This window comes from Escherichia coli DSM 30083 = JCM 1649 = ATCC 11775 (assembly GCF_003697165.2).
In the GTDB taxonomy this organism is placed as follows: domain Bacteria; phylum Pseudomonadota; class Gammaproteobacteria; order Enterobacterales; family Enterobacteriaceae; genus Escherichia; species Escherichia coli.
Genome location: NZ_CP033092.2, coordinates 1,182,679 through 1,195,570, shown reverse-complemented (window position 1 = coordinate 1,195,570; position 12,892 = coordinate 1,182,679). Strand labels below are relative to the sequence as shown.

Genomic DNA, 12,892 nt, shown 5'->3' with positions numbered 1-12,892 from the left:
CCTGATGCGACGCTGGCGCGTCTTATCATACCTACAAACCACACCGCACATTTCAACAATCTATCTTTCATCCCATATTCATCAACATCCGCTATTATTGATTTCCAGCTTAATCATCACCTGATGAACAAAAATAATGACTAAACCTAATCATGAGCTTAGCCCGGCGCTGATCGTGCTGATGTCTATCGCCACCGGTCTGGCGGTAGCCAGTAACTATTACGCCCAGCCATTGCTCGACACCATCGCGCGTAACTTTTCCCTTTCCGCCAGTTCGGCAGGCTTTATTGTTACCGCCGCGCAGTTGGGCTATGCCGCAGGTCTGCTGTTTCTTGTTCCCCTCGGTGATATGTTTGAACGCCGCCGCCTGATTGTCTCGATGACCTTACTGGCAGCAGGCGGCATGTTAATCACTGCCAGCAGTCAGTCGCTGGCGATGATGATCCTCGGTACAGCATTAACCGGTTTATTTTCAGTCGTGGCACAAATTCTGGTTCCACTGGCAGCGACGCTGGCTTCACCGGACAAACGCGGCAAAGTGGTTGGCACCATTATGAGCGGTCTGCTATTGGGGATCTTACTCGCACGGACCGTTGCCGGATTGCTGGCGAATCTCGGCGGCTGGCGCACCGTCTTTTGGGTTGCTTCGATGTTAATGGCACTGATGGCGCTGGCATTATGGCGTGGTCTGCCACAAATGAAATCAGAAACCCACCTCAACTACCCACAGTTGTTGGGTTCCGTTTTCAGCATGTTTATCAGCAATAAGATCCTGCGCACCCGCGCGTTGCTGGGCTGCCTGACCTTTGCCAACTTCAGCATTCTCTGGACCTCAATGGCCTTTTTGCTTGCCGCTCCACCTTTTAACTACAGCGATGGTGTAATTGGTCTGTTTGGGCTTGCGGGAGCTGCCGGAGCGTTGGGCGCTCGTCCGGCGGGCGGTTTTGCCGATAAGGGCAAATCGCACCACACCACAACTTTCGGTCTGCTGCTGCTGTTACTTTCATGGCTGGCAATCTGGTTTGGTCACACTTCCGTACTGGCGCTGATTATCGGCATCCTGGTGCTGGACCTCACCGTGCAGGGCGTGCATATCACTAACCAGACGGTAATTTATCGAATACACCCTGATGCGCGTAATCGCCTGACCGCAGGTTACATGACCAGCTACTTTATTGGCGGTGCCGCTGGTTCGCTAATTTCAGCCTCAGCCTGGCAACATGGCGGTTGGGCTGGCGTGTGTCTGGCTGGCGCGACGATTGCCCTGGTTAACTTACTGGTCTGGTGGCGAGGTTTTCATCGTCAGGAAGCCGCAAATTAAGCAATCAGCAACCGTTTTCGTGGCTTTACACTTATAAGGGTGTTAAGAAGCCCATCAGTCTGATAAGGTTAAGATATTCATTCAGTCTATTTATAATATTAACAATCGTTAAGCGTACACTCTATGGAAAGCCCTACTCCACAGCCTGCTCCTGGTTCGGCGACCTTCATGGAAGGATGCAAAGACAGTTTACCGATTGTTATTAGTTATATTCCGGTGGCCTTTGCGTTCGGTCTGAATGCGACCCGTCTGGGATTCTCTCCTCTCGAAAGCGTTTTTTTCTCCTGCATCATTTATGCAGGCGCGAGCCAGTTCGTCATTACCGCGATGCTGGCAGCCGGGAGTAGTTTGTGGATTGCTGCACTGACCGTCATGGCAATGGATGTTCGCCATGTTTTGTATGGCCCGTCACTGCGTAGCCGTATTATTCAGCGTCTGCAAAAATCGAAAACCGCCCTGTGGGCATTTGGCCTGACGGATGAGGTTTTTGCCGCCGCAACCGCAAAACTGGTACGCAATAATCGCCGCTGGAGCGAGAACTGGATGATCGGCATTGCCTTCAGTTCATGGTCATCGTGGGTATTTGGTACGGTAATAGGGGCATTCTCCGGCAGCGGCTTGCTGCAAGGATATCCCGCCGTTGAAGCTGCATTAGGTTTTATGCTTCCGGCACTCTTTATGAGTTTCCTGCTCGCCTCTTTCCAGCGCAAACAATCTCTTTGCGTTACCGCAGCGTTAGTTGGTGCCCTTGCAGGCGTAACGCTATTTTCTATTCCCGTCGCCATTCTGGCAGGCATTGTCTGTGGCTGCCTCACTGCGTTAATCCAGGCATTCTGGCAAGGAGCGCCCGATGAGCTATGAGGTTCTGCTGCTTGGGTTACTGGTTGGCACGGCGAATTATTGCTTCCGCTATTTGCCGCTGCGCCTGCGTGTGGGTAATGCCCGCCCAACCAAACGTGGCGCGATAGGCATATTGCTCGACACCATTGGCATCGCCTCGATATGCGCTCTGCTGGTTGTCTCTACCGCACCAGAAGTGATGCACGATACACGCCGTTTCGTGCCCACACTGGTCGGCTTCGCGGTACTGGGTGCCAGTTTCTATAAAACACGCAGCATTATCATCCCAACACTGCTTAGTGCGCTGGCCTATGGGCTCGCCTGGAAAGTGATGGCGATTATATAACCCACAAGAATCATTTTTCTAAAACAATACATTTACTTTATTTATCACTGTCGTTACTATATCGGCTGAAATTAATGAGGTCATACCCAAATGGATAGTTCGTTTACGCCCATTGAACAAATGCTAAAATTTCGCGCCAGCCGCCACGAAGATTTTCCTTATCAGGAGATCCTTCTGACCCGTCTTTGCATGCATATGCAAAGCAAGCTGCTGGAAAACTGCAATAAAATGCTGAAGGCTCAGGGGATTAACGAGACGTTGTTTATGGCGTTGATTACGCTGGAGTCTCAGGAAAACCACAGTATTCAGCCTTCTGAATTGAGTTGTGCTCTTGGATCATCCCGTACCAACGCGACGCGTATTGCCGATGAACTGGAAAAACGCGGTTGGATCGAACGTCGTGAAAGCGATAACGATCGCCGCTGCCTGCATCTGCAATTAACGGAAAAAGGTCACGAGTTTTTGCGCGAGGTTTTACCGCCGCAGCATAACTGCCTGCATCAACTCTGGTCCGCGCTCAGCACAACAGAAAAAGACCAGCTCGAGCAAATCACCCGCAAATTGCTCTCCCGTCTCGACCAGATGGAACAAGACGGTGTGGTTCTCGAAGCGATGAGCTAACGCGTCATCTCGCTCAAAAATCCAGATTTATAAAAGAAAAAATGACTGGCCAGCATCGCAACATGCTGGCCTTTTTGGCAAGCAGGTCGGCTCAGCCGATGAGTTAAGAAGATCGTGGAGAACAATATGAGCGCAAATGCGGAGACTCAAACCCCGCAGCAACCTGTAAAGAAGAGCGGCAAACGTAAGCGTCTGCTCCTCCTTCTCACCTTGCTCTTTATAATTATTGCCGTAGCGATAGGGATTTATTGGTTTTTAGTACTGCGTCATTTCGAAGAAACCGATGACGCATACGTGGCAGGGAATCAGATTCAAATTATGTCTCAGGTGTCTGGCAGCGTGACGAAAGTCTGGGCTGATAACACCGATTTTGTAAAAGAAGGCGACGTGCTGGTCACTCTCGACCCGACAGATGCTCGCCAGGCATTTGAAAAAGCCAAAACTGCACTGGCTTCCAGCGTTCGCCAAACCCACCAGCTGATGATTAACAGCAAACAGTTGCAGGCGAATATTGAGGTGCAAAAAATCGCCCTCGCGAAAGCACAAAGCGACTACAACCGCCGTGTGCCGCTGGGCAATGCCAACCTGATTGGTCGCGAAGAGCTGCAACACGCCCGCGACGCCGTCACCAGTGCCCAGGCGCAACTGGACGTCGCTATTCAACAATACAATGCCAATCAGGCGATGATTCTGGGGACGAAACTGGAAGATCAGCCTGCCGTACAACAGGCTGCCACCGAAGTACGTAACGCCTGGCTGGCGCTGGAGCGTACCCGTATTGTCAGTCCGATGACCGGTTATGTCTCCCGCCGCGCGGTACAGCCTGGGGCGCAAATTAGCCCAACGACGCCGCTGATGGCGGTCGTTCCAGCCACCAATATGTGGGTGGATGCCAACTTTAAAGAGACGCAGATTGCCAATATGCGTATCGGTCAGCCGGTCACCATCACCACCGATATTTACGGCGATGATGTGAAATACACCGGTAAAGTGGTTGGTCTGGATATGGGCACAGGTAGCGCGTTCTCACTGCTTCCGGCGCAAAACGCCACCGGTAACTGGATCAAAGTCGTTCAGCGTCTGCCTGTGCGTATTGAACTGGACCAGAAACAGCTGGAGCAATACCCGCTGCGTATCGGTTTATCCACGCTGGTGAGTGTCAATACCACTAACCGTGACGGTCAGGTACTGGCAAATAAAGTACGTTCCACACCGGTCGCGGTAAGCACCGCGCGTGAAATCAGCCTGGCACCTGTCAATAAACTGATCGACGATATCGTAAAAGCTAACGCTGGCTAATCCAGAGGTGCGTGTGATGCAACAGCAAAAACCGCTGGAAGGCGCACAACTGGTCATTATGACGATTGCGCTGTCACTGGCGACATTCATGCAGGTGCTGGACTCCACCATTGCTAACGTGGCGATCCCCACTATCGCCGGGAATCTGGGCTCATCACTCAGTCAGGGAACGTGGGTGATCACTTCTTTCGGGGTGGCGAATGCCATCTCGATCCCGCTTACCGGCTGGCTGGCAAAGCGCGTCGGGGAAGTGAAATTGTTCCTCTGGTCAACCATCGCCTTTGCTATTGCGTCGTGGGCGTGTGGTGTCTCCAGCAGCCTGAATATGCTGATCTTCTTCCGCGTGATTCAGGGGATTGTCGCCGGGCCGCTGATCCCGCTTTCACAAAGTCTATTGCTGAATAACTACCCGCCAGCCAAACGCTCGATCGCGCTGGCGTTGTGGTCGATGACGGTGATTGTTGCACCAATTTGCGGCCCGATCCTCGGCGGTTATATCAGTGATAATTACCACTGGGGCTGGATATTCTTCATCAACGTGCCGATTGGCGTGGCGGTGGTGTTGATGACACTGCAAACTCTGCGCGGACGTGAAACCCGCACCGAACGGCGGCGGATTGATGCCGTGGGGCTGGCACTGCTGGTTATTGGTATCGGCAGCCTGCAGATTATGCTCGACCGCGGTAAAGAGCTGGACTGGTTCTCATCACAGGAAATTATCATCCTCACCGTGGTGGCGGTGGTGGCTATCTGCTTCCTGATTGTCTGGGAGCTGACCGACGATAACCCGATAGTCGATCTGTCGTTGTTTAAGTCGCGCAACTTCACCATCGGCTGCTTGTGTATCAGCCTCGCGTATATGCTCTACTTCGGCGCGATTGTTCTGCTGCCGCAGTTGTTGCAGGAGGTCTACGGTTACACGGCGACGTGGGCAGGGCTGGCCTCTGCGCCGGTAGGGATTATTCCGGTGATCCTGTCGCCGATTATCGGCCGCTTTGCGCATAAACTGGATATGCGCCGACTGGTAACCTTCAGCTTTATTATGTATGCCGTCTGCTTCTACTGGCGTGCCTATACCTTTGAACCGGGTATGGATTTTGGCGCGTCGGCCTGGCCACAGTTTATCCAGGGTTTTGCGGTGGCCTGCTTCTTTATGCCGCTGACCACCATTACGCTGTCCGGTTTGCCACCGGAACGACTGGCGGCGGCATCGAGCCTCTCCAACTTTACGCGAACGCTGGCGGGGTCTATCGGCACGTCGATAACCACGACCATGTGGACCAACCGCGAGTCACTGCACCATGCACAGTTGACTGAGTCGGTAAACCCGTTCAACCCGAATGCTCAGGCGATGTACAGTCAACTGGAAGGGCTTGGTATGACGCAACAGCAGGCATCAGGCTGGATTGCCCAGCAGATCACCAATCAGGGGCTGATTATTTCCGCCAATGAGATCTTCTGGATGTCAGCCGGGATATTCCTCGTCTTGCTGGGGCTGGTGTGGTTTGCTAAACCGCCCTTTGGCGCAGGTGGCGGCGGAGGCGGTGCGCACTAAGGTTGTCAAAGGGAGCTGCGGCTCCCTTTTTATTTGCTCATACTGTAAACGGTTGTTTAATCCACTCATTCGGTGTATCTTTTCGCCGCCCCAAACTCTTCCATTCACCATTAACCGGTTCTGAGCATTCGCTCAGGTTGTTAATTCTCTTTTTCCTTCGCCCTCGCTTTCGCGGGTGATACTCACATTTTTCTTTTAACCCCATAACTCGCACCCTCGCGGGCGTACATTTATTACACACAAAATAATGGATTATTATGAATACCCAACGGAAATACGGGAGAACCTGGCATTATCCTTTCTCCCCTGGCACCACCAGCGATGACCGCATTAACGCCGATTACTGGCAGGATTTACAGGCCATCACGCAACTGGTGCACACAGAAAAACTCGACGGCGAAAATAACTGCCTTAACCGCTACGGCGTGTTTGCCCGTTCCCATGCTGCGCCTACGCAGTCGGCATGGACTTATAAAATTCGCCAGCGTTGGCAACTGCTGAAAAACGATCTCGGCGATCTGGAACTGTTTGGTGAAAATCTCTACGCCGTTCATTCCATTGAATACCGCGCGCTGGAACAGGACTTTTACCTGTTTGCCGTTCGCTGCCAGGATATGTGGCTGAGCTGGGAAGAGGTGCAGTTTTACGCCGCTCTGTTTGATTTCCCCTGCGTTCCCGAAATCTCCGGCCCGCAGCCGGGGAATGATGAAAAAAGCTGGCAACGTGATTTTCTGGCGCTGACCAATGCGCGCGGCACATTCGATCCCTGGGATACGCAAACCTGTCAACCCTGTACGCTGGAAGGCATTGTCAGCCGAAATCATGATGCGTTTTCTGTCGCTGACTTTTCGCATAACGTCTTCAAGTATGTGCGCAAAAATCATGTCAAAACCACTGTGCACTGGAAACGCCACTGGCAACGGGCGCGGATGGCCCATGAGTTCGTTTATGGAGAACAGTCATGATTTGGCAACTTACCGACGATAAACGCTGGTCGGCGCTACGTCAGCGTTTTAGCTGGGTTGAGGAGATGCATCACACGCCACAAGACCCTGAGCATCATGGTGAAGGCGACGTCGGCGTACATACCGAAATGGTGCTTAACGCCCTCATTACTCTGCCAGAATTCCAGCAACTCCCCGCTCAACAGCAGGAAGTTTTATGGGCGGCGGCGTTATTGCATGATGTTGAAAAGCGCAGCACTACCGTGCAGGAAAACGGACGTATTCAGTCTCCTGGTCATGCTCGTCGGGGCGAACTGACGGCCCGACAAATTTTATGGCGCGATATCCCAACGCCGTTCGTGCTGCGCGAGCAAATTGTTGCACTGGTGCGTCTGCATGGGTTACCGCTATGGTTACTGGAACGCCCGGAACCGGAGCGTTTGTTGCTCACGGCTGCAATGCGCATCGACACGCGTCTGCTCGCTTTGCTTGCTCGTGCCGATCTGCTTGGTCGCCAAAGCCCGGATCAGCAATCAATGCTGGAACGCATCGATCTGTTCGAGCTGTTTTGCCATGAGCAACAATGCTGGGGAAAAATGCGCCCGTTCGTTTCTGATTCCGCACGCTGGCATTACCTGACCCATGAGCAAAGTTCTCCTGATTTTGTTCCCTGGGAGGCTGAACCTTTTGAGGTCATTTTGCTGTGTGGCTTACCGGGTATGGGCAAAGATCGCTATATCAATGAACAGTGCCAGGGAATGGACGTTATCAGCCTTGATGATATGCGGCGGCGAATCAATGCCAGTCCGGACGACAAAACCGCTACCGGGCGTATTGTGCAACAGGCAAAAGAAGAGGCGCGCGTTTTTTTACGCCAGAAAAAGCCGTTCATCTGGAATGCAACGAACATTACCCGCCAGCTACGCAGCCAGCTCATCAGTCTGTTTACGGCTTACGGCGCACGAGTAAAAATCGTTTATCTGGAAGTGCCATGGGCGCAATGGAAGCAGCAAAATGCCAGACGCGAGTATGCAGTTCCTGAAGCGGTCATGATGCGGATGGCCTCAAGGCTGGAAGTTCCTCAACTTGATGAAGCACATAGCGTGGAATATCGGATGACTGACAGGTAACAAAAGCCGGGCGGTGTTTTCACCAGCCCGGCCTCTTCTGCTTAAACTGACTAAATGTGCAGTTCCTGCAACTTCTCTTTCGGCAGCGCCAGTTCTTCGTTGCTGTTGATGCGCACGTCACGTTCCAGAATGCTACGCGCAATATCCTGCGCTTCCTGCAACGAGTGCATCTGGTAAGTGCCACACTGGTAGACGTTCAGTTCCGGGATCTGATTCTGATCCTGCACTTTCAGCACGTCTTCCATTGCCGCTTTCCAGGCATCAGCGACACGCTGCTCATCTGGCGTACCAATCAGACTCATATAAAAACCGGTGCGGCAGCCCATTGGCGAGATATCGATAATCTCTACGCCATTACCGTTAAGATGGTTACGCATAAAACCAGCAAACAGGTGCTCCAGGGTATGGATCCCTCTTTCTGGCATCACTTCTTTGTTCGGCACGCAGAAGCGCAGATCGAACACGGTGATTGCGTCGCCATGCGGGGTGTTCATTGTTTTTGCCACCCGAACTGCAGGCGCTTCCATCCGGGTATGATCGACTGTGAAGCTATCTAACAACGGCATTTAGCCACCTCCGGTAATTTTTTTAAAAATTTTCTGAACTCTTTGTTCCCAGGCGAGTCTGAGTATATGAAAGACGCGCATTTGTTATCATCATCCCTGAATTCAGAGATGAAATTTTGGCCACTCACGAGTGGCCTTTTTCTTTATCTGTCAGGCGTGCTTTTCCAGCCACACCGCAAACGGTTCGGTATCAGCGGCTTCCATTTCCTGCTGACGGCGTTCAGACGCCTCGCGCTCGGCGACAAAATCCTCTTCGCGCAGAATTTCCAGCGGCTCTTCACGCAGCAGATTACGGTACGCTTCAGCAAACGCTTTGCCTGTTCCGCCAATACCAGTATCAATCATAGACCTTAAGATACGGGCAGAGAAAGTCAGATCGGGATTATCGAAGCAGGCGACCAGTTCATCACACACTTTCTGATACGCTTCGCCGCCGTTAATGCTATCCAGCGTTTGCGCGACGCGTTTCAGATCGCGGAACAGATCTTTACCCACCTGCGGTAACGGGAACTGCGCGGTTTCGCAGCCGATACCCAGCGTCAGGCCCGGTTTGCGACCTTCGAGGATCACCCGGTTCCAGTTAACGCGTGTACAGGCAAGTTCGCTACTGCTCATTTCCGGTGCGTCAGCCAGCGCACACCAGACCATAAACAGGTCGAGGAATCGCACCTGTTGTTCATCTACACCAATCGGCGAGAACGGGTTGATATCCAGCGAGCGGACTTCAATATATTCAATGCCGCCACGTAACAGCGCATCAGAAGGCGACTCACCACTGCGGGTAACGCGTTTTGGACGAATCGGCGCGTACAGTTCGTTTTCAATCTGCAGCACATTGCTGTTGATTTGCAGCCGCTTACCGTCTTTCTCAATACCAATCTTCGCGTACTCTTCCGATGGCGTTTTGATTGCCTGTTTAAGGCCCGCCACGTACTCGTAGAGATCATTGAAGGTGATACCAAGATTGCTTTGCGATTTATTGGTATAGCCAAGATCGCTCAAACGAAGAGAGGTCGCATACGGCAGGTAATACATACCGCACTCGGTTTTCTCAAACGGCAGCGACGTTGGTTTTCCTTGCAAGAAAGAAGAACAAATCGCTGGAGACGCACCAAACAAATAAGGAATGACCCAACCGAAACGATAGTAATTGCGGATAACGCGGAAATAGCCCGCAGAAATTTTCTCTTTGGCATCAGCGCCCGAGATATCACCGCACTTCGCTTGCCAGAATGCCATTGGCAAAGAGAAATTATAGTGCACGCCGGAAATGGTTTGCATCAGCGCGCCGTAGCGATTTTTCAGCCCTTCACGGTACAGCGTTTTAAAGCGACCGGTGTTAGAAGTGCCGTACTGTGCCAGTTCGATGTCCTGACCTTCTGCGATATAGCATGGCATACTTAACGGCCACATCCGCTCATCGCCCATATTGCGCGCCGTATAGCGATGCAGATCGCGCATAAAGGTCAGCATATGTTCAATATCACCATCCACTGGTGTAATAAATTCCAGCAATGCTTCCGCAAAATCGGTAGTAATCCATTTATGGGTCAGTGCAGAACCTAATGCTTCAGGATGACCTGTTGTTGCCAGTGTGCCATCAGCATTAACACGCAAAGTTTCGCGCTCCAGCCCACGCTGTATCCCCTTTAACGCCTGAGGATGTTTTTCCAGCCAGGCCAGCGCCTGTGATACGTCCGGGATCAAATTGACCTCCCGCCTGTCAAAATCGTTTTAATTAGCATAACTGTAATGGTGACCATATGTGCAGGCCTACAATTAGTGCCACCACATCATGCCCTGAACGGTAGCTGCTGCAACTGCAACATAGCGTAACGCTTTACCAAGGCACAAAAAAAAGATTACCGGTCCCCACGAGATGCGCATCCATCCCGCTAACAGACACAGTAAATCGCCAACCACGGGCATCCAGCTTAATAATAGCGTGACTGCACCATAGCGTTTCAGCCAGCCGGTAGCTTTCTCTTGCCAGCGCGATGTTTTACGCAATGGAAAGAAACGCCCAAGGATAACGTTAGTTAACCCTCCAAGGCTATTACCCATTGTTGCTGTTAAAACTAAAACCCAGGGATGACTCACTCCGGAAAGCAACATTGCCACCAGCACGACTTCGGAGTTGCCGGGTAATAGTGTAGCGCTGAGAAAACTACTGGCAAACAACGAGAAAAGCGATAACACTTCACTCACAGCAAGCGAACATCCACGGCGTCCATGCCTGCTGCACGGGCCGCCTGAATACCGAAATCGGCATCTTCAAAGACCACACACTGCGTCGGTTGCACGCCCATACGCTGCGCGCACAACAAAAATGTGTCTGGCGCGGGTTTATGGTGTTTGACGTGATCGGCAGCGACGACGGCGTCAAAATAACGGCGTAATCCCAGGTGTGCCAGCAATGCCTCAGCGATGGCGCTTTCACTCCCCGTTCCTACAGCCATTGGGCGACGACCATGCCAGCTTTTCACCACTTCAACAAGAGGAAGCGGCTCGACACTATCCAGCAGCATACTTCTTACTGCTTCTGTTTTTTCACGCGCTAACGCATGCGGGTCGAGATCGGCCTGATTCAGCTCAATAATCGCCTGAGCAATACGCCAGGTGGGCGAGCCATTAAGCGCAATCATCGCCTGAACATCGTACTGAAGACCGTAGTGCCCTAATACTTCGCGCCACGCTTTACGGTGCGTAGGCTCGGTATCCAGGATGGTGCCATCCATATCAAAAATTAAACCTGCATAACGCTCGTACATGGTCTTCTCGCAAGTCGAAAAATATGACGTTACTTTAGCGTAATTGCTTGATTTTGTCGCTGATGGCGAAGGAGAAGAAAATTCAGGAAATGGATAAAGTAGTTATTTAGAAATGAGATATTTTTGAAGGAAATTTTTTGGAGAATATGGTGCATCCGGGAGGATGACTCACTGGCGTTCGCCCTTCGGGCCGCTGCTGGCGCAACGTTATCCTCCCTGGTGCCTGCGGTTAATACCGCTACCTCTTCGATACCTTCATTGCTGAAGGTTACGGAGAATATGGTGCATCCGGGAGGATTCGAACCTCCGACCGCTCGGTTCGTAGCCGAGTACTCTATCCAGCTGAGCTACGGATGCATCGGGAAAATTTATTTTACTACTGATATTGATATCGCTACTAAAGCCATATCAAGTAAGAGATGGTGCATCCGGGAGGATTCGAACCTCCGACCGCTCGGTTCGTAGCCGAGTACTCTATCCAGCTGAGCTACGGATGCATCGGGAAAATTTATTTTACTACTGATATTGATATCGCTACTAAAGCCATATCAAGTAAGAGATGGTGCATCCGGGAGGATTCGAACCTCCGACCGCTCGGTTCGTAGCCGAGTACTCTATCCAGCTGAGCTACGGATGCATCGGGAAACTTACTTTACTGCAGATTTTTTGATACCGCCACTAAAGCCGTATCAAGTAAGAGATGGTGCATCCGGGAGGATTCGAACCTCCGACCGCTCGGTTCGTAGCCGAGTACTCTATCCAGCTGAGCTACGGATGCAAATGGCGGTGAGGCGGGGATTCGAACCCCGGATGCAGCTTTTGACCGCATACTCCCTTAGCAGGGGAGCGCCTTCAGCCTCTCGGCCACCTCACCACACGCCTCTTACGAGTGCTTCGAAGAACTTGTTTATCGCTCATCGTCGCTGCGTGGCGCACATATTACTTTCTGAGACTTATAAGTCAAACAATTTTTCCCACACTTTTATCGTTTGCACACTTCACGCTCAATTAGTCTGTAAAAACGTCAAAAAGAGTGTTTTATCAACAGAAAAACGGAGGTCTGACAGATAGCAGTAATGCAAAAAAATGGAGACTTAAGTTGAATGAACGGGAGTAAAGCGAAAAGACAATGGAGTGAAAGAGAAATTTTGAGGGTGCGTCTCACCGATAAAGATGAGACGCGGAAAGATTAGTAACTGGACTGCTGGGATTTTTCAGCCTGGATACGCTGGTAGATCTCTTCACGGTGAACAGAAACTTCCTTCGGGGCATTTACGCCAATACGTACCTGGTTGCCCTTTACCCCTAAAACTGTCACGGTGACCTCATCCCCAATCATGAGGGTCTCACCAACTCGACGAGTCAGAATCAGCATTCTTTGCTCCTTGAAAGATTAAAAGAGTCGGGTCTCTCTGTATCCCGGCATTATCCATCATATAACGCCAAAAAGTAAGCAATGACAAACACATTACATCTAAGCAGTCATGGCATTACATTCT

Annotated in this window: 13 protein-coding genes and 5 tRNA genes; 8 read left to right on the top strand and 10 right to left on the bottom strand. The window is 51.5% G+C overall.

Going from position 1 to position 12,892, the window contains the following annotated elements; translation table 11 throughout:
• Positions 1–136: 136 nt before the first annotated feature.
• The 8 genes from EAS44_RS06600 to EAS44_RS06565 all read left to right on the top strand — a co-directional run bounded on the left by EAS44_RS06600 (position 137) and on the right by EAS44_RS06565 (position 8,056).
• A complete protein-coding gene (locus tag EAS44_RS06600; protein ID WP_000165690.1) occupies positions 137–1,321 on the top strand; it encodes an MFS transporter in 1,185 nt (394 codons plus the stop codon).
• 123 nt (positions 1,322–1,444) lie between these two features.
• Positions 1,445–2,182: an L-valine exporter subunit YgaZ gene (gene ygaZ / locus EAS44_RS06595; protein WP_000445651.1), complete on the top strand. Its 738-nt coding sequence runs from the start codon at positions 1,445–1,447 to the stop codon at positions 2,180–2,182.
• Positions 2,172–2,507: an L-valine transporter subunit YgaH gene (ygaH, locus tag EAS44_RS06590; RefSeq protein WP_000119759.1), complete on the top strand. Its 336-nt coding sequence runs from the start codon at positions 2,172–2,174 to the stop codon at positions 2,505–2,507. Before ygaZ ends, ygaH begins: the two co-directional genes overlap by 11 nt.
• 90 nt (positions 2,508–2,597) lie before the next feature.
• Positions 2,598–3,128, top strand: a complete 531-nt coding sequence (emrR, locus tag EAS44_RS06585; protein WP_029130953.1) for a multidrug efflux transporter EmrAB transcriptional repressor EmrR — start codon at positions 2,598–2,600, stop codon at positions 3,126–3,128.
• Between the two features lie 126 nt (positions 3,129–3,254).
• Complete coding sequence (emrA, locus tag EAS44_RS06580; RefSeq protein WP_001295175.1) at positions 3,255–4,427, top strand: multidrug efflux MFS transporter periplasmic adaptor subunit EmrA; 1,173 nt, start codon at positions 3,255–3,257, stop codon at positions 4,425–4,427.
• A gap of 16 nt (positions 4,428–4,443) precedes the next feature.
• Positions 4,444–5,982: a multidrug efflux MFS transporter permease subunit EmrB gene (emrB, locus tag EAS44_RS06575; protein WP_001296316.1), complete on the top strand. Its 1,539-nt coding sequence runs from the start codon at positions 4,444–4,446 to the stop codon at positions 5,980–5,982.
• A gap of 257 nt (positions 5,983–6,239) precedes the next feature.
• On the top strand, positions 6,240–6,947 hold the full coding sequence (locus tag EAS44_RS06570; RefSeq protein ID WP_001097119.1) for an RNA ligase family protein: 708 nt from the start codon (positions 6,240–6,242) through the stop codon (positions 6,945–6,947).
• The gene (locus tag EAS44_RS06565) at positions 6,944–8,056 is read left to right on the top strand and encodes an ATP-binding protein (RefSeq protein ID WP_000638132.1); all 1,113 of its coding nucleotides are present in this window, start codon (positions 6,944–6,946) and stop codon (positions 8,054–8,056) included. The genes EAS44_RS06570 and EAS44_RS06565 overlap by 4 nt, the downstream gene beginning before the upstream one ends.
• Positions 8,057–8,106: 50 nt before the next feature.
• Here the strand turns inward: EAS44_RS06565 and luxS are convergent, their stop codons facing one another.
• From luxS to csrA, 10 genes are all read right to left on the bottom strand, one after another.
• A complete protein-coding gene (gene luxS / locus EAS44_RS06560) occupies positions 8,107–8,622 on the bottom strand; it encodes an S-ribosylhomocysteine lyase (RefSeq protein WP_001130211.1) in 516 nt (171 codons plus the stop codon).
• A 150-nt stretch (positions 8,623–8,772) separates the two neighbouring features.
• Positions 8,773–10,329 (bottom strand): glutamate--cysteine ligase, encoded by a 1,557-nt coding sequence (gene gshA / locus EAS44_RS06555; RefSeq protein ID WP_000611804.1) that lies wholly within the window; start codon positions 10,327–10,329, stop codon positions 8,773–8,775.
• 72 nt (positions 10,330–10,401) lie between these two features.
• On the bottom strand, positions 10,402–10,830 hold the full coding sequence (gene yqaA, locus EAS44_RS06550; protein WP_000005714.1) for a YqaA family protein: 429 nt from the start codon (positions 10,828–10,830) through the stop codon (positions 10,402–10,404).
• Positions 10,827–11,393, bottom strand: a complete 567-nt coding sequence (yqaB, locus tag EAS44_RS06545) for a fructose-1-phosphate/6-phosphogluconate phosphatase (protein ID WP_000273309.1) — start codon at positions 11,391–11,393, stop codon at positions 10,827–10,829. Before yqaB ends, yqaA begins: the two co-directional genes overlap by 4 nt.
• Before the next feature lie 280 nt (positions 11,394–11,673).
• Positions 11,674–11,750: transfer RNA gene (locus EAS44_RS06540), tRNA-Arg, on the bottom strand.
• 63 nt (positions 11,751–11,813) lie between these two features.
• Positions 11,814–11,890: transfer RNA gene (locus EAS44_RS06535), tRNA-Arg, on the bottom strand.
• A gap of 63 nt (positions 11,891–11,953) precedes the next feature.
• A tRNA-Arg gene (locus EAS44_RS06530) sits at positions 11,954–12,030 on the bottom strand.
• A 64-nt stretch (positions 12,031–12,094) separates the two neighbouring features.
• Positions 12,095–12,171 (bottom strand) — tRNA-Arg (locus EAS44_RS06525).
• Positions 12,172–12,174: 3 nt separating this feature from the next.
• A tRNA-Ser gene (locus EAS44_RS06520) sits at positions 12,175–12,267 on the bottom strand.
• 315 nt (positions 12,268–12,582) lie between these two features.
• A complete protein-coding gene (gene csrA, locus EAS44_RS06515) occupies positions 12,583–12,768 on the bottom strand; it encodes a carbon storage regulator CsrA (RefSeq protein ID WP_000906486.1) in 186 nt (61 codons plus the stop codon).
• Positions 12,769–12,892 lie beyond the last annotated feature (124 nt).